The 15524-nt window shown below is 66.2% G+C and carries 16 protein-coding genes and 2 pseudogenes; 10 read left to right on the top strand and 8 right to left on the bottom strand.

Going from position 1 to position 15524, the window contains the following annotated elements; translation table 11 throughout:
• Positions 1-200: pseudogene (locus AC1DZ6_RS07540) on the top strand (hypothetical protein); the annotation flags it as partial.
• Between the two features lie 6 nt (positions 201-206).
• Complete coding sequence (locus AC1DZ6_RS07535; protein WP_477096577.1) at positions 207-1040, top strand: DUF2145 domain-containing protein; 834 nt, start codon at positions 207-209, stop codon at positions 1038-1040.
• Between the two features lie 9 nt (positions 1041-1049).
• On the opposite strand, the gene AC1DZ6_RS07530 is transcribed toward AC1DZ6_RS07535, so the two are convergent.
• A complete protein-coding gene (locus AC1DZ6_RS07530; RefSeq protein ID WP_477096576.1) occupies positions 1050-1724 on the bottom strand; it encodes a spermidine synthase in 675 nt (224 codons plus the stop codon).
• A 105-nt stretch (positions 1725-1829) separates the two neighbouring features.
• Entirely contained in the window at positions 1830-2354 is a 525-nt protein-coding gene (locus AC1DZ6_RS07525; protein WP_477096575.1) for a porin family protein, read from the bottom strand.
• Between the two features lie 293 nt (positions 2355-2647).
• Between AC1DZ6_RS07525 and AC1DZ6_RS07520 the strand changes: the two genes are divergently transcribed.
• From AC1DZ6_RS07520 to AC1DZ6_RS07500, 5 genes are all read left to right on the top strand, one after another.
• Positions 2648-3424 carry a class II aldolase/adducin family protein gene (locus tag AC1DZ6_RS07520; RefSeq protein ID WP_477096574.1) on the top strand — a complete coding sequence of 259 codons (777 nt, stop codon included), beginning with the start codon at positions 2648-2650 and terminating at the stop codon, positions 3422-3424.
• Between the two features lie 104 nt (positions 3425-3528).
• Positions 3529-4218, top strand: coding sequence for a hypothetical protein (locus tag AC1DZ6_RS07515; RefSeq protein ID WP_477096573.1), 690 nt, complete (start codon positions 3529-3531; stop codon positions 4216-4218).
• A gap of 117 nt (positions 4219-4335) precedes the next feature.
• A complete protein-coding gene (locus tag AC1DZ6_RS07510) occupies positions 4336-5472 on the top strand; it encodes an efflux RND transporter periplasmic adaptor subunit (protein ID WP_477096572.1) in 1137 nt (378 codons plus the stop codon).
• Positions 5472-8609 (top strand): efflux RND transporter permease subunit, encoded by a 3138-nt coding sequence (locus tag AC1DZ6_RS07505; protein ID WP_477096571.1) that lies wholly within the window; start codon positions 5472-5474, stop codon positions 8607-8609. Before AC1DZ6_RS07510 ends, AC1DZ6_RS07505 begins: the two co-directional genes overlap by 1 nt.
• Positions 8610-8624: 15 nt before the next feature.
• Entirely contained in the window at positions 8625-10979 is a 2355-nt protein-coding gene (locus AC1DZ6_RS07500; RefSeq protein WP_477096570.1) for a transketolase, read from the top strand.
• A 17-nt stretch (positions 10980-10996) separates the two neighbouring features.
• Here the strand turns inward: AC1DZ6_RS07500 and AC1DZ6_RS07495 are convergent, their stop codons facing one another.
• Genes AC1DZ6_RS07495 through AC1DZ6_RS07485 form a run of 3 tightly spaced genes read right to left on the bottom strand, consistent with a single transcriptional unit; the run spans position 10997 to position 12237 of the window.
• The gene (locus AC1DZ6_RS07495; protein ID WP_477096569.1) at positions 10997-11350 is read right to left on the bottom strand and encodes a nuclear transport factor 2 family protein; all 354 of its coding nucleotides are present in this window, start codon (positions 11348-11350) and stop codon (positions 10997-10999) included.
• Positions 11351-11352: 2 nt separating this feature from the next.
• A complete protein-coding gene (locus AC1DZ6_RS07490; protein ID WP_477096568.1) occupies positions 11353-11715 on the bottom strand; it encodes a nuclear transport factor 2 family protein in 363 nt (120 codons plus the stop codon).
• Between the two features lie 12 nt (positions 11716-11727).
• The gene (locus tag AC1DZ6_RS07485) at positions 11728-12237 is read right to left on the bottom strand and encodes a c-type cytochrome (RefSeq protein ID WP_477096567.1); all 510 of its coding nucleotides are present in this window, start codon (positions 12235-12237) and stop codon (positions 11728-11730) included.
• 290 nt (positions 12238-12527) lie between these two features.
• On the opposite strand from AC1DZ6_RS07485, the pseudogene AC1DZ6_RS07480 reads away from it, so the two are divergent.
• The 3 genes and pseudogenes from AC1DZ6_RS07480 (at position 12528) to AC1DZ6_RS07470 (ending at position 13995) form a co-directional block, all read left to right on the top strand.
• Positions 12528-12940, top strand: a pseudogene (locus AC1DZ6_RS07480) (GcrA family cell cycle regulator).
• A gap of 40 nt (positions 12941-12980) precedes the next feature.
• Positions 12981-13214, top strand: a complete 234-nt coding sequence (locus AC1DZ6_RS07475) for a hypothetical protein (RefSeq protein ID WP_477096566.1) — start codon at positions 12981-12983, stop codon at positions 13212-13214.
• Positions 13215-13473: 259 nt separating this feature from the next.
• Positions 13474-13995: a MarR family winged helix-turn-helix transcriptional regulator gene (locus AC1DZ6_RS07470; protein ID WP_477096565.1), complete on the top strand. Its 522-nt coding sequence runs from the start codon at positions 13474-13476 to the stop codon at positions 13993-13995.
• On the opposite strand, the gene AC1DZ6_RS07465 is transcribed toward AC1DZ6_RS07470, so the two are convergent.
• The 3 genes from AC1DZ6_RS07465 to AC1DZ6_RS07455 form a co-directional block, all read right to left on the bottom strand.
• Positions 13992-14522, bottom strand: coding sequence for a GNAT family N-acetyltransferase (locus AC1DZ6_RS07465; protein ID WP_477096564.1), 531 nt, complete (start codon positions 14520-14522; stop codon positions 13992-13994). The two genes, AC1DZ6_RS07470 and AC1DZ6_RS07465, sit on opposite strands and share 4 nt — an antisense overlap.
• 123 nt (positions 14523-14645) lie before the next feature.
• Complete coding sequence (gene arfB / locus AC1DZ6_RS07460; protein ID WP_477096563.1) at positions 14646-15068, bottom strand: alternative ribosome rescue aminoacyl-tRNA hydrolase ArfB; 423 nt, start codon at positions 15066-15068, stop codon at positions 14646-14648.
• A complete protein-coding gene (locus tag AC1DZ6_RS07455) occupies positions 15065-15520 on the bottom strand; it encodes a YaiI/YqxD family protein (RefSeq protein WP_477096578.1) in 456 nt (151 codons plus the stop codon). Before AC1DZ6_RS07455 ends, arfB begins: the two co-directional genes overlap by 4 nt.
• Between the last annotated feature and the right edge of the window lie 4 nt (positions 15521-15524).

Below are 15524 nucleotides of genomic sequence, written 5' to 3'. Positions count from 1 at the left end.
GTGTGGTTCCGGTGTCGGTCGCCGCCGGGGGATCGGTGGTCGCCGGGGCCAGCCTGACCGAGGCGGGCGGCGACTCCAGCGTGGCCGCGCGCGACTCCGCCGCCTTCGCCTCCACGCCCTTGCCTGTCACCAGGAAAGTGATCGTGGCCCAGCCCGCGCCGAAGGTGCCCTACGACGCGCAACCCGTGAAGAAGCCCTAGGTCGCCGTGGCCGCCCATCGACGCCAGGCGGGGTTTGTCGCCGCCGCCCTGATCGTCGCGACGATGGCGGGTCCGATCCTGGTCACGCCGGCGCAGGCTCAGGACAGCGTCTCCACCTCGGCGGCGGCTAGCCATTTCACCGCTGAAGAGGTCGCTCGCTTTTCCAAGCAGATCGAGAACGACCTGGCCGGGCGGGGCGCGCGGGTGGCCGTGGTTTTCAGAGCGGGGCGGGCGCGAGAGACCTTGCCGAAGGGGATCGCCTATACGCACGGCGCCTTCTGGGTCTATCGCGACGTCCGGACCGCCGAAGGGGCGGTCGAGCCGGGATACGCCGTCTACAATCTGTACGCCGGCGACGGAAAGGCCTGGCCTAAGACCACGTCGCGTCTGGTGCAGGATTTTCCCTTCAACTTCACCAGCGGCTCGTCGGTGGACGACGTCGCCGTCATCATACCCTCGCCGGAGATGCAGCGCCGCATCCTGGGCGTCATCGATTCCCCGGCCTACGCGGCCTTGCACAACCCGTCCTATTCCCTGATCGCCAACCCGCTGTCGTCCAAATATCAGAACTGCAACGGCTTCATGCTCGACGTCATCGCCTCGGCGGTGTGGCAGACCACTGACCGCGAACAGATCCGCGCCGACCTGAAGGCGCACTACACGCCGACGACCGTGCAGGCGGGCGCCGCCATGCGGTTGTTCGCGCCGCTGGCCGACGCGCGGCTGAAGACGGACGACCAGTCGGGGCCGCTGCGCACCGCGACCTATGAGAGCCTGGCGGCCTTCATGCGCGACAATGGGCTGTTGCAGTCCACCTACAGCGTAAACTTCGCGCGTTGAGCCGACGGCCTAATCGGCCTTTGTCGCCATCCAGATCACGTGCCTCGCGCCCCGACCCTTGTGAGCCCGGACGCCGATCTCCTCGACCAAGAAGCCGGCCTGTTTCAGGCGGCGCGTGAAGGCGCTGTCGCGGGTCGAGGACCAGACCTCCAACACGCCGCCGGAACGCAGGGCGCGCTTGGCGGCGGTCAGGCCCGCTGGGCTGTAGAGGCCGTCATTCTCCTTGCGACTGAGGCCGCCGGGGCCATTGTCGACATCAAGCAGGATCGCGTCGAAGGTCGCTTCGCCGTCCCGGATCGGTTCGCCGACGTCGCCTTCGTGGATCCGCACGCGCGGGTCATCCAGGCTGGCGCCGTGCAACTCTCCCAACAGGCCGCGCGCCCAGGCGACGACGCCGGGCGCAAGTTCGGCGACGACGATCTCGGCGTCCACGTCGAAGGCGGCGAGCGCGGCCCGCAGGGTGAAGCCCATGCCGAGACCTCCGATCAGCACTCGCGCCTTGGAACGCTGGCCGATGCGCTCGAAGGCCAGGGCGGCCATCGCCTCCTCCGAGCCGCTGAGCCGGCTGTTCATCAACTCGGTGCCGCCGGTCATGATCGAGAACTCGGTTCCGCGCCGCATCAGCCGCAGGGGTTCGCCGTCGCCGGGGACCTGGGCGGTGTCGAGGTGCTGCCAGGGGATCACGAGGATGGCCTTCCGCTGCCGAGAGGACGGAGGCGGTAGCACGAGCGACGGGGGCGACGCACGCGCGTTTCCCCGGAACGGCTCGCGCTCGTCCCGGGCGGGCGGCTAGAATCGGCGGACGTAGCTCACCGCATAGACGTCGGCGTCGGGGCCGTCGAAGGCGCGGCGGGTCCAGTCGGCGCGCAGGCCGTTATGGGCGTCCAGGTGGAACTGAGCGCCCACGCCGTAGTTCACGCCCTGGCGTTCATGGTGAGTGTTCGCGGAGGTTCCCTTCGCCTTGGTGCGGGTCGCGCCATAGCCGATCCGCGCCAGCAGCGAGACGCGGTCGCCGAGCGGCAGCCAGCCCACGCCATAGAGCGCGGCGTCGTAACTCAGCTTGGTCCGAATGTCGCCGCCCGCGCTGACCTGGGCCCCGTCGTCCGTGACCCCGAGCGAGGTTTCGCCCTCGACGCCCAGATTGGGCGTGAATTGCGCGCCCAGCCGCCCGGTGACGGCGCCGAGCTCGAAGGTGGAGTCGTCAAGTCGGGCGTAGCCGATCGACCCGTAGAAGGCCGTAGACTCCATTGCTCGCGCCGCCGAGGCTCCCGACAGCAAGGATAGTGCAAGCGACAATGTTATGGCGTTGCGCATAAAGCGGATTCCTTAATCGAAATAATGAATAATTAGTATCCTAACGAAGTTGTATTTGGTCAATATCGACTCTCAATACGATACTTATACCTGCCATCCGGTAAGTATTTTTACTGTATATTGTAAGTTGTTTGATCTGTCGCGGCGCGCCGAGACCGCGGGCTATCGCGCCGAAACGCTGTCTGGAGCATCGACGGCGGCGTTCTGGGTCCTGATCCGCTGGGCGCCGCTTGACGTCGGCGCCCAGCGGCGCGACCCTCAAGCTAACAACGATAACCTAGGGAGGATCCGCCATGGCCGACGGTGCTGCGCAGATCACGACATCGCTCAAGGACCAGGTCAGCGAAGCCGAGTGGAAGGCCCGCGTCGACTTGGCCGCGCTCTATCGCCTGGTCGCCGTCCACGGCTGGGACGACATGATCTTCACCCACGTCTCGGCCCGCATTCCCGGACCCGAACACCATTTCCTGATCAACCCGTACGGCATGTTCTTCGGCGAAATGACCGCCTCCATGCTGGTCAAGGTCGATCTGGACGGCAACGTCATCGACAAGACGCCGTACTTCATCAATCCGGCGGGCTTCACGATTCACTCGGCGATCCACGCTGCCCGCGAGGACGCCCATTTCGTCATGCACCTGCACACCGATCAGGGCGTGGGCGTGTCGGCCAACAAGGACGGCCTGCTGCCGCTGTCGCAGCAATCGCTAATTGTCTTGCCTCAGCTCGCCTATCACGACTATGAAGGTATTGCGCTCAACCTTGACGAACGGGAACGCCTGGTGGCCGACCTTGGCGAGAAGAAGCTGATGATGCTGCGCAACCACGGCACGCTGTCGGTGGGGACGACGGCGGCCGAGTGCTGGCTGGGCATGTTCTTCCTGGAGCGCGCCTGCGCCCAGCAGGTGATGGCGCTCAGCGCTGGTCGTGAGAACGTCCTCGAAGCGCCGGAAAACGCCCAGGCTGAGGTTCGCAATCAGACCGGCATGGGCATGGGCATGATCGCCGGCCTGGCTTGGCCCGGTTGCCTGCGGAAACTCGACCGGGAGTCCCCCGGTTACGCGGATTGACGCCTAAACCGCGAAAACGAAACGCCGCCGCGCTCTGGAGCGCGGCGGCTTTCTTTTGCGCGCTGCTCAGCGGGACAGAACCGGCGCTGGCCGGCGCCTGGCCGATGAAGGACGGCGAGGGGCTGGCCATACTGAAGTACGAAGGGCAGAAGGCCGATACAGGTTTCGACCCCAATGGCGCCGAGGTTGCGATCGATCCCCGGCGCGACGAAACATTGTCCGTGTACGTAGAATACGGCCTTAGCGACCGTCTGACCTTGCAGACCAAGGCGGCGGTGACCCGCGGCCACGACAATTTCATCGACTACGACGGGCGAGGCCCGATCGAACTGGGCCTTCGCTATGCGTTGCTGCATACGGATCGATCAGCAGTCAGCCTCTATCTAGGCGCCACCAAGGACGGGGTGGGGCGCAACGCGGGCTACGCGGCGCCGGGGCAGGGCGACACCGACCTGGAGGCGCGTCTTCTAGCGGGCACTTCGAGGCAGTGGCGCAAGGCGCAAGGATTCACCGAGTTGCAGGTCGCGCGGCTCAAGCGCAGCGGCCTGGCGGACGAGACGCGGATCGACGTGACGGCGGGCCTGAGGCCCACGCCCCGTTGGCTCCTGATGGTCCAGGCCTACACCGGTCAGGCGGAATCCAAGCCGGTTCAATCACGCTGGCGCAAGCGCGAGATCTCAGTCACGCACGACCTGGGCGCGTGGAGTCTGCAGGCCGGATGGCGGCGGACGGTGTCGGGTCGGGAGACCCCCGTCGATCAAGGTCCCGTCCTGGCGGTCTGGCGGCGTTTCTGATATTTCAGGACTGTAATATTCGGTCATCCGTGTGTCACTGGACGCAGGCTAGGGCTGACGGCTAATGAGCCGCCTACTGCTAGCTAAGCCGACTCTCCTCGGCGCCCGGAGCTTTTCGTGATCCGCAGACATTTCTTCCTCGTCGCGGCGGTCGTCGCTGTCCTGCTGATGCTGTTGGTCGGTGGACTGAAGCTGGCCTTTGGCGGCAAGGCGCCGGGCCAGGGCGGACCAGGCGGGGGCGCGGGTGGCCGCGCCACGGCCGTGTCGCAGATCACCGTCCAGCCGCGCACCTTCACCGATCGGGTGGAAGTGCTGGGCGTGGCCAAGGGCCGCCAGTCGGTGACCATCACCTCCAACACCGCCGAGCTGATCACCAGCGTCCACTTCGGCGACGGCCAGTCCGTCTCAAAGGGGCAGATCCTGGTCGAGCTGAAGGCCGACCAGGAAAACGCCGGAATCGCCGAGGCCCAGGCCCAGTACGCCCAAGCCGACCGGGAATACACGCGCTGGAAGACCCTGGCCGACAAGGGCATCGCCCCTCGCGCCACCGCCGAACAATATCTGGCCGCCCGTGATACCGCCCGCGCCGCCGTCAACTCGGCCAGCGCCCAGAAGCTGGACCGGGTGATCCGCGCGCCGTTCGCCGGCGTGGTGGGCATTTCCGACATCGCCCCGGGCGCGCTGATCAGTCCCGGAACCCCGATCGTCAGCCTGGACGACGTCTCGTTGATCCGCGTCGATTTCTCGGTGCCCGACCGCTACCTGCCGATCCTCCGTAACGGCCTGATGATCACCGCCGCGCCCGACGCTCTGCCGGGTCAGACCTTCACCGGCCGCATCGCGCAGATCGACACCCGCATCGATCCCACCACCCGCGCCCTCAAGGCCCGGGCCGAGTTCCCCAACGCCGACGGCCGCCTCAAGCCCGGCATGCTGATCAAGGTCAGCATCGACCAGGGTCAGCGCCAGGCCGTCGCCGTGCCCGAAGCCGCGATCCAGTTCGAAGGAACCCAAGCCTCGGTGTTCCTGATCGCCAAGGGACCCAAGGGTCAGGTTGCCCGTCGCACCACGGTTCAGACCGGCCTGTCGTCGGACGGGTTTGTCGAGATCGTCTCGGGCCTGAAGGCTGGTGACAAGATCGTCGGCGATGGTCTCAACCGCGTGCAGGACGGCGCGCCGATCGGCGGCGGCAAGCCCGGCGCCGGCAAGGGCGACAAGACCCAAGGCGGCCAGGCCGGCAAGAAGGCTCGCTGATGCTTTCCGACCTTTCCGTCCGCCGCCCCATTTTCGCGGCCGTCTTCGCGATCATCCTCTGCGTCATCGGCCTGGCCGCGTTCAGCAGCCTGCCGATCCGCGAGCTGCCCAATGTCGACCCGCCCGTGGTGTCGATCTCGACCAGCTATACCGGCGCCTCGGCCGAGGTCATCGAAGAGCGCATCACCCAGGTGATCGAGCGCCAGGTGGCCGGCATCCAGGGTATCGACCGCGTCAACAGCTCCTCGCGAGATGGTCGTTCGCAGATCACCATCACTTTCACCCTCGATCGCGATCTCGACGCGGCGGCCAATGACGTGCGTGACGCCGTCAGCCGGGTGACCTCGAACCTGCCCGATCAGGCCGATCCGCCGCAGATCGCCAAGGCCCAGGCCGACAGCTCGCCGATCGTCATCCTCAATCTGACCTCGACCAGCCTGTCGCCACTGGAGCTGGCCGACTATGCCGACCGCTACCTGGTCGAGCGGCTGTCGACCGTGCCGGGCGTGGCCCAGGCCGGCCTCAACGGCCAGCTCTACGCCATGCGCGTCTGGCTCGACCCCGACGCCATGGCCGCGCGCGGCGTCACGGTCGATGACGTCGAGAGCGCGCTGAACAGCCAGAACGTCGAGTTGCCGGCGGGGGCCCTGGAAGGCGACTCCAAGGACTTCACCATCCGCGTGGCCCGCAGCTATTCCAAGCCCGAGGACTTCCTGAAGCTGCCTTTGCGCCCGGCCAACGCCAGCGGCTTCGTAATCCGGCTGGGCGACGTGGCGCGGGTCGAGGAAGGCTCCAACGAGCGCCGCAAGATATTCCGCGGCAACGGCGTCAACCAGGTCGGCATCTTTCTCACGCGCCAGTCGCAGSCCAATGACGTGGCGATCTCCAAGGTGGTCGACCGCGAGCTGGCCGAGATCAACAAGACGCTGCCGCCTGGCACCCAGTTGATCAAGGCGGTCGACAACTCGATCTTCACCGCCGAGGCGATCCACGAGGTGTGGGTCACCATGGGCATCTCGATCGGCCTGGTGGCCTTGGTGAACCTGGTGTTCCTGGGCAGTTGGCGTTCAGCGTTGATCCCGTCGATCATCGCGCCGATCTGCATCCTTTCGACCTTCGTCATACTGGCTCCGCTGGGCTTTTCGCTGAACCTGCTGACCCTGCTGGCCCTGGTGCTGGCCGTCGGCCTCGTGGTCGATGACGCCATCGTGGTGGTCGAGAACATCCAGCGCCGCGTGGACGAGGGCGAGCCGGCCAATATCGCGGCCTTGCGCGGCACGCGACAGGTGTTCTTCGCCGTCGTGGCCACCACGATCGTTCTGATCTCGGTGTTCGCGCCGCTGATGTTCCTGCCAGGCTACATCGGCCGGTTGTTCGTCGAGCTGGCCGTGGCCATCGCCGCCGCTGTGGCTTTTTCGGCCCTGCTGGCGCTGAGCCTGTCGCCGATGCTGGCGTCCAAGCTGCTGAGGCCCGCCGCCGGCGGAAACTGGTTCAACCGCAAGGTCGATTACGCGATGGACAAGCTGAAGGACAGCTATCGCCATTCGCTGGAACGTCTTCTGGCCGCGCGGTCGGCCAGCGTCGGCACGGGCGTCGTGGTGCTGTTCCTGGCCCTGGTGGCCGGCGGCCTGTTTGTCGCCCTGCCGCAGGAGCTGGTCCCGGCCGAGGACCGCGGCCGCGTCGACATCGCCATCAACGGTCCCGAGGGGGCCGGCTTCGACTACACCGTCAAGGCCGCCAACGCGGTTGAGAAGCAGCTGGAAAAGTACCGCGCCGAAGGCGTAGCCGCCCGGACCATCATCTCGGTGCCGCGCTTTGGCCAGAACCAGTTCAACACCGGCAACGGCGTGCTGGTGCTCAAGGGCTGGGGCGAGCGCGACAAGACCGCCGACGAGGTCGCGGCCGAACTGAACAAGACATTGAGCAGGATCACCGGCGTGCGCGCCGTGGCCAGTGTGCGCGGCGCCTTCCAGCGTGGCGGCGGCGGGGGCGGCGGCACCAACGTCGACCTGATCGCCACCGGCAACGACTATGTCGAACTGGCCAACTGGCTGAAGCCCATCCTGGCAGAAGCCCAGGACAATCCGGGCCTGTCGCGGCCGCGCATCGACTATGAGCCGACCTCGCCGCGCCTGTCGGTGCAGATCGATCGCGACAAGGCCGCCAGCCTGGGTATCTCGGCCCAGTCGATCGGCCGGGCCCTGGAGACGATGTTCGGCTCGCGCCGGGCCACGACCTACATCAAGAACGGCCAGGAATACGACGTCATCCTGCAGTCCAGCATCGAGCAGCGTCGCAGCCTCGCCGACCTGGACCGCCTGCAGGTGCGCACCCAGTCCGGCGCCCTGGTGCCGTTGTCCACCGTGGTGACCACCCAACTGCGCGGCGACGCCCCAGACCGTCCGCGGGTCGATCGCCTGCGCTCGGTGACCCTGACCGCCCAGCTGTCGCCCGGCTATACGGTCGGCGACGCGGTGAAGTTCTTCCAAGACCAAGCCGCGGCAAATCCCAGCCCCGGCGTCAGCGTCAAGTGGGGCGGGCAGGCCAAGGACTTCCTGGAAGCCTCCGGCGCCGTCGGCATCGCCTTTGGGCTGGCCTTGCTCCTGGTCTTCCTGGTGCTGGCCGCTCAGTTCGAGAGCTGGATCCACCCGGCCGTCATCATGCTGACCGTGCCCCTGGCCGTGCTGGGCGGACTGTTTGGTCTGCTGATGACCGGTTCGACCATCAACACCTACAGCCAGATCGGCTTGATCATCCTGGTCGGTATCGCCGCCAAGAACGGAATCCTGATTGTCGAATTCGCCAACCAACTGCGCGACGAGGGTCTGAAGGTGAAAGAGGCCGTGATCGAGGCCGCCGCCCTGCGCCTACGGCCGATCATCATGACCTCTATCGCCACCGCCATGGGCGCCTTGCCGCTGATGCTGTGGACCGGGGCCGGCGCGGGCAGCCGCAAGACGATCGGGGCGGTGATTTTCACCGGCGCGATCTTCTCGACCCTGCTCACGCTGTTCATCGTGCCCGTGTTCTACAATCTGCTGGCCCGCTTCACGAAGTCTCCGGAGTGGACGTCGCGGCAGATCGAAGAGTATGAAGCCCGCGAGAAGAGTGGTGAGGGGCAAGCCTCACCCGTCTAACCCGGGTGAGGAAGCATGGCCGAAGCCGTATTGGCGGCGAAGCGGCAGGAGCTTGCGCTCCTGCGCCGCATCGAGGAACGCATTCTCTGGCTGGCCTCGTGGACGATCCACAACGCCAACCACCTGCGTGAAAGCCGCGATGGGCTGAAGGTCGGCGGACATCAGGCCTCGTGCGCCTCGATGACCACCTTGATGACCGCGCTCTACATGAAGGCGCTGCGGCCGCAGGATCGCGTGGCGGTCAAGCCGCACGCCAGCCCGGTGTTCCACGCCATCCAGCACCTGTTCGGCCGTCAGAGCCTGGAGAAGCTTAAGGCGTTCCGCGCCCTGGGCGGCGCCCAGTCCTATCCCTCGCGGACTAAGGACACCGATGACGTCGACTTCTCGACGGGATCGGTCGGGCTGGGCGTGGCCATGACCGCCTTCGCCTCGTTGACCCAGGATTATCTGGCGGCGCGCGGGTCGGTGAAGCCCGAGCGGATGGGGCGGATGATCTCGCTGCTGGGCGACGCCGAGCTGGACGAGGGCAACATCTACGAGGCCCTGATCGAGGCCTGCAAGCACGACATCCGCAACACCTGGTGGATCGTCGACTACAACCGCCAGAGCCTGGACGCGACCACCAAGGACCGGATGTTCACCCGGTACGGCGACATCTTCGAGGCCGCCGGCTGGACCGTCGAGACGCTGAAATGGTCCAAGCGCCAACGCGAGGCCTTCGCCAAGCCGGGCGGCCAGGCGTTGCAGGCCTGGATCGAGACGGCGCCCAATGATCTCTACGCGGCTCTCAGCTATCAGGGCGGAGCGGCGTGGCGCGAGCGGCTGACTGCAGACCTGGCCGGCGACGCCGCCGCTCTTGAGTTGATCGCGGCCTACAAGGACGTCGACCTCGGCGAGCTCATGACCGAGCTGGGCGGCCACTGCATGGAGACAATCCTGGAGGCCTTCGACCGGGCCAGCCAGGACGACGCGCCCCGGTTCTTCATCGCCTACACCGTCAAGGGTCTGCGCCTGCCGTTCCAAGGCCACAAGGACAATCACGCAGGCCTGATGACCGAGACCCAGATCGCCGAGCTTCGCGGTCGGCTGGGCGTGGTCGAGGGCGAGGAATGGGACGCGCTGTCGGGCCTTTCGGCCGCCGAACACACCGCGCTCAAGGGTCTGGTCGCCCGCGCCCCGTTCGCCGCCCAGGTGGAGCGCAATCACGTCGCGCCGCCCATCGCCATCCCGACGGCCGACGAGTTACTCGTTCCCGTGCTGGGCGGCGGCGAGCAGTCGACCCAGGCCGCGTTCGGCAAGGTGATGTTCGAGATCGCCCGCCGCGATGACGAGTTCGCCGGCCGGGTGGTGACCACTTCGCCCGACGTGACCGTGTCGACCAACCTCGGCGGCTTCGTGAACCGGCGGGGCGTGTTTCAGCGTCGGGCGCACGAGGACGTCTTCAAGCGCCGGCGCATCCCGTCGGCTCAGGTCTGGTCCAAGGCCGAGACCGGTCAGCACGTCGAGTTGGGCATCGCCGAGAACAACCTGTTCATCGCTCTGGCGGCCCTGGGCCTGACCGCGCCGCTGTTCGGCGAGCGGCTGTTCCCGGTCGGCACGCTCTATGACCCGTTCATCGCCCGCGGCCTCGATGCGCTGAACTACGCCTGCTACCAGGACGCTCGCTTCCTGCTGGTCGCCACGCCGTCCGGCTTGACGCTGGCTCCGGAAGGCGGCGCGCACCAATCGATCGGCTCGCCGCTGATCGGCATGGGCCAGCCGGGCCTGGACAGCTACGAACCGGCCTTCGCCGACGAGACGGCGGTGCTCATGGCCCACGCCTTCGACCAGATCCAGGCCGAGCAGGGCGCTTCAACCTACCTGCGGCTCTCCACCCGCGTGATCACCCAGCCCGAACGCGGCGACGACGCCTGGCGTCAGGGCGTGGTCGACGGCGCCTACTGGCTGCGTCCACCGGCTCCTGGAGCGCGTCTGGCGATCATCTATGCCGGCGCCCTGGTTCCGGAGGCTCTGTCGGCGTTCGAGGCGGTGCTGGAGGACGAACCGGGCGCTGGGCTGCTGGCCGTCACCTCGGCCGATGTCCTGCATCGCGACTGGACCGCCGCCGGGCGCTCACGCTGGACCGACGGCGCGCCGCGCGTCTCGACCATCGAAACCCTGTTGGCCCCGCTGGCGAGCGATGCGGGTCTGGTGACGGTGATCGACGGCGCGCCCTCGACTTTGTCATGGCTGGGTTCGGTGCGCGGCATGCGGCTGCGGGCGCTGGGGCTGGAGACCTTCGGCCAGTCAGGCGATCTGCCGGACCTCTACGCCAATTACCGCCTGGACGCCGACGCCATCCTGGACGCCTGCGCCGACCTGCTGATCTGACGAAAGCGGAGGTCTTTTCAAGGCATTGGGCCGAGCAGCTCAACGCCTTGGATCAGCCCATCGACCAGGGTGTAGATCGCTGCCTGGCGTGTGTCCGACCACAGCTGACCGGAGGATGAGTGGACCGAGGACTGAAACTCGACCCGCATCCTTCCCTCCGGCAAGGTCTCGGTCGTGATCAGGTCGAGGTCGGGCGCGAGCTCGAACATGCGCCGGTAGAAGTCGCGAGCGGCGGCCAGGCCGTCGACTTCGCCGCCGTCGAGGTAGTCGTGGAAACGCACCCGCGCATGGGTCATCGCCAGGACCGCCTCAAGATCGCGACGTTCGATTGCGTCGTAGTAGCGGACGATCAGGCCGTTCGCCGCACTCATGTTCAGCGCCCCTTGTCGCGAAATTCGACGTCCATCCGAGAGACCTTGCCGTCACGAAGGGTGAAGATCTGCCGCACGCAGCTGTCGGACCAGACCTGGCCGGCGAGGTTGCGGACGATCTGGTTGACTTCAACGGCGATCCGCCCGTCGGGCAAGTCAGCGAACGACACCGGCGCGCTGTCGACCTTGATTGTCCGGTCGTTGCGAGCCCAGTAGGCGCGCACGGCGTCGCGGCCGATCAGCCGGCCGCCCTCGATCTGGTCCGGCCAATCGACGTCGGGCGCCAGCATGGCGGAAAAGGCGTCGAAATCCCGGCGGTTATAGGCTTCGTAGACCTTGGTCAGCAGCGCGTGCGCGTCTTCCATGGTTTGGCCCCATCAGCCTTTGGGAGGTTTGTAGCCGGTCTCGACCTTCAGATAGGCGATCAGGTCGATGCGGTCCTTGGGGTCGTGCAGGCCCGCGAAGGTCATCTTGGTGCCCGGCATGAAGCCGCGCGGGTTGTCCAGCCACTTGTCCAGGTGCTCGGCGTCCCAGTCGAAGCCGGCCGCTGCCACGACGGGCGAGTACTTGTAGTCGGCCTTGCCGCCCGCCTTACGGCCAAACACGCCATAGAGGTTGGGACCGGTCATGTTGGGCCCGCCCTCGGTGATGGTGTGGCAGGACCGGCAGAGCGCGAACTTGCTCTGGCCGTTCATCAGGTCGCCGGTGTTGTACGGCGCGGGGAGAGCAGCGAGCAGCGCCTGCTTCTCGGCATCGGTCGGCGCCGCTGCGGGCGCCGAAGCCGTCGAACTCGCCGATCCGCTGTCCGAGTTCCCCGCGCCGGGCTTCGAGCAACCGGTCAAGAGAACGCAGACGGCCGCCGCCGCGGCGAGGTGGTGCTGACGCATTTACTGATCCCCGACTGACATTATGCCGCAAGCTGTGCGGCGCGGCGCCGCATTCATTTTCTGACCCAACTGTGGGCCTCGCATCCAATATATAACGTCGTTATCCGGTCAAGGTCTCGCCACCTTTCGGCGAACGCCCTGCGACAACGCGCGTTATCTCACAGAATGTAAAAGCAAAATGCCCGATTACAAACCGTGGGTATGCACATAAAAAATTGACCAGAATTAACCATAAACGTACCCAGAAAGGCGTCGGAGGGGCTGCTCCGACGACTGGGCAGGAAAAAATTATGGACTGGAACGAAGAGCGCACCGCCACACTTCGCAAGCTGTGGCTTGAGGGGATGAGCGCCAGTCAGGTGGCCCCCCCCGCCCGCCCCCCGGGGGGCGCACCGCCATCCGAGCTCAACCCCGGGCTCGTGTCGTCCGCGACACCGCTCCTGTCCGTCCCGCTCTTCGCCTGATCGAGATCGCCGAGATGGCGCCGACCGCGAGCATCCTCGGCCTGGAGATCCACTCCTGCCGCTGGCCGATCGGCAATCCCGAGTCCCACGACTTCGGCTTCTGCGGCCGTGAAAAGACCGCCCGCGGCTCTTACTGTGACGATCACGCCCGCGGCGCCTTCCGCAAGCTGGCCTCGCCGTCGGAGCTCAAGGCCTGGGCCGGCCGGCCGGCCGGCCAGATCGCACGCCACTCCGCCTGATCGCCTTCATCGCCTGAACCCAATCTCCAGGACGACCCCCATGAACATGGTCTTGATCGAAAACACCGCCGGCAGCAGCCAGGTGATCACCATCATCGAAGAATTCGCCGGCCATTCGGTGTCGCGCGACCTCAACCCCGGTGAGAACACCCGTATCCCGGTGGGGCAGTTCAAATCGATCGTGGTGCGCGAGACCTATCCCGACGACTGGTTGACCCGAGCCCGCGCCCGCAACGCCACGATCCCGGAAGCGATCGCCAACCGCGCCGCCTGATCCGATTTCCATCCCCTCGTGGGCGAGAAACACACGGGCCCCGCGAACTTGTTCGCGGGGCCCGTCTCGTCTGGAACCGTATGGTTAGCGTGCCGTTACCCACGATCGAACGGCGTTCGCTGCCGTTCACGCCAGGGGGAACGGCGTTGCGTTCCAAATACATGCAAACGCGCGCATTCGTGCCGACGCAAGCGGAGCCGTGATTGTGTGTCGCTTCCGCGTGTGAGATGAAGGCGCGCCATTTGGCGTGGGGGGAACCATGTCAGAGCAGAAGCCAGGGGAGGGCCGCGGTTTGCCGTTGCCGACCTATGTCAGCTATCTGATGTACCAGACCGAACAGCATCGGCGCGCCTTGGCGGCCGACTGCATCGCACAGCATGGGCTCAGTTTCGCCAAATGGGTGGCGCTGGCGTCGCTGGCGCGGTTCGGCGAATGCTCGATGACGCGCCTGGCGCGGTTGTCGGCCGCCGACCGCACGACCCTGACCCGATCGATCGACGGCCTGATCCGGGACGGCCTCGTCGAGCGCGGAACTCAGGCTTCAGACCGACGCAAGGTGGTGGTTCGTCTGACCACGGAAGGTCAGGAGATCCTGGGGCGGATCCGAGAGGACATCCACCCGATCCATCAGGAAGTTTGCGCCGAACTGACCGAGGAAGAGCAGACCAATCTCGCGACCTATCTCCAGAAGATTCTCGGCGGTCTGATCACCGAGCCGGAGTGGAAGCACGAGGTGCTGTCCTATGGACCAGGAGCCGAGCCGGCCTGGGACCGCGGCTAGGAGTCCAGCTTCGCCGGCCGGGTGATCACCCATCGGGTGACGGGCTGGCGGAAGTTCAGCGGCCCAGGCACCGTCACGTGGGTTTTCAGGTATCTGAACCCGGCTGATCGCAGCGTGCGGTTCGGCGCGGCGTTGAAGGCGTGGGGTTCGCAGAACAGCCGCTTCAACCGAAGTTGCTCGAAGTAGAACTCGACGCTGCGTCGCACCGCCTCCACCCCCAGGCCGCGTCGGCGATCGCCGGGCGTGGTGACATGCAGATGCATGTGCGCCTGCTGGCCGAAAGCGATCTTGTCAGCGCTAGAGAACCCCACCGGCCGTTCATCATCCAGCCAGGTCAGAAGCAGGGTTTCGCGGCGTTCCAGCGGCTGCTGGAAAACCAGATCGTAGTGAGCGCGCCAGGCGTCGCGCTCAGGCAGACGCTCCGGATCCACGCCGATCAGTTCCAAATGTTCCGGCGTCGACGCGTGGAAATAGTCGATCACCAGATCAACCTCGCACTCCGCCATTTCCCGAACCACCAAGCTCATGGGCCGCCCCGCCGCTCGCGCTCGACGGTATGTGCTGCCTATCCGTAAAAATTGTCCAGTTCTATATACTTACGCAAAAGTTGTTTGATCGCGTGGCCACTCAACGCGCTGTGAAGCTTGGTCTCAGTCGTCGCCCTTCGGACGCCCCCGCAAGCTCTTGATGCCCGCGCGCTTGCCCTTGGTCTCTAGCCGCTTGAGCTTGCTGGAATAGGTGGGTTTGGTCGGTCGCCGGGGCTTGGGCTTTTCGGTTGCGCGCCGGATCAGGTCGACCAGCCGGTCACGGGCTTCCTGCCGGTTCATTTCCTGAGATCGGCTGCCCTGAGCGAACAGAATGATCACGCCGTCCTGAGTCAGGCGACTGCCGGCCAAGGTCTCAAGCCGTGTCTTCACATCCTCGGGCAGGGTGGGGGAGTTGCGCACGTCGAAGCGCAACTCGATCGCCGTGCTCGTCTTGTTGACGTGCTGACCGCCCGGACCCGAGGCGCGGGTGGCCTTCTCGATGATCTCGTCATCCTCGATGCGCAGCCAGGACGTGATCTCGATCATCCGACCACTCGCCTGGCCTTGACCACGGCGGTGTCCAGCGCCTGCAGGAACTTGGAACGGTCGGCCGGACCGAAAGCCTTGGGGCCGCTGGTGATCTCGCCCATCGAGCGCAGGTGCTCGCCGATCATCCGCGAGGCCAGGGCCGAACCGATGGTGTCCATGGTGAACAGCCGGCCCGTCGTGCCCAGGGCCTGACCGCCGGCCTTCAGCACACGATCAGCCAGCGGGATGTCGTTGGTGATCWCCACGTCGCCGGGACCGGCCCGCTCGGCGATCCAGTCGTCGGCGATGTCCGGGCCGGCGTCGACGACGATCTGCTCGATGGCCGGGGTGAGGGGCACGCGGATCCAGCTGTTGGAGACCACGAAGGTCTTCAGGCCGTAGCGCGAGGCGACCTTGTAGACCTCGTCCTTCACGGGGCAGGCGTCGGCGTCGATGTAAAGAACGGTCATACGC

The organism is Caulobacter sp. P1_B12_2 (genome assembly GCF_056406675.1).
The sequence above is the reverse complement of the archived record's forward strand: the minus strand, read 5'-3'. Positions and strand labels throughout refer to the sequence as shown.

Excerpts from the sequence above, each read along its gene's own strand:
- AC1DZ6_RS07525 (WP_477096575.1), bottom strand. The coding sequence starts at position 2,354 with ATGCGCAACGCCATAACATTGTCGCTTGCACTATCCTTGCTGTCGGGA.
- AC1DZ6_RS07520 (WP_477096574.1), top strand. The coding sequence starts at position 2,648 with ATGGCCGACGGTGCTGCGCAGATCACGACATCGCTCAAGGACCAGGTC.
- AC1DZ6_RS07515 (WP_477096573.1), top strand. The coding sequence starts at position 3,529 with ATGAAGGACGGCGAGGGGCTGGCCATACTGAAGTACGAAGGGCAGAAG.
- AC1DZ6_RS07500 (WP_477096570.1), top strand. The coding sequence starts at position 8,625 with ATGGCCGAAGCCGTATTGGCGGCGAAGCGGCAGGAGCTTGCGCTCCTG.
- AC1DZ6_RS07495 (WP_477096569.1), bottom strand. The coding sequence starts at position 11,350 with ATGAGTGCGGCGAACGGCCTGATCGTCCGCTACTACGACGCAATCGAA.
- AC1DZ6_RS07490 (WP_477096568.1), bottom strand. The coding sequence starts at position 11,715 with ATGGAAGACGCGCACGCGCTGCTGACCAAGGTCTACGAAGCCTATAAC.
- AC1DZ6_RS07485 (WP_477096567.1), bottom strand. The coding sequence starts at position 12,237 with ATGCGTCAGCACCACCTCGCCGCGGCGGCGGCCGTCTGCGTTCTCTTG.
- AC1DZ6_RS07475 (WP_477096566.1), top strand. The coding sequence starts at position 12,981 with ATGAACATGGTCTTGATCGAAAACACCGCCGGCAGCAGCCAGGTGATC.
- AC1DZ6_RS07470 (WP_477096565.1), top strand. The coding sequence starts at position 13,474 with ATGTCAGAGCAGAAGCCAGGGGAGGGCCGCGGTTTGCCGTTGCCGACC.
- AC1DZ6_RS07465 (WP_477096564.1), bottom strand. The coding sequence starts at position 14,522 with ATGAGCTTGGTGGTTCGGGAAATGGCGGAGTGCGAGGTTGATCTGGTG.
- arfB (WP_477096563.1), bottom strand. The coding sequence starts at position 15,068 with ATGATCGAGATCACGTCCTGGCTGCGCATCGAGGATGACGAGATCATC.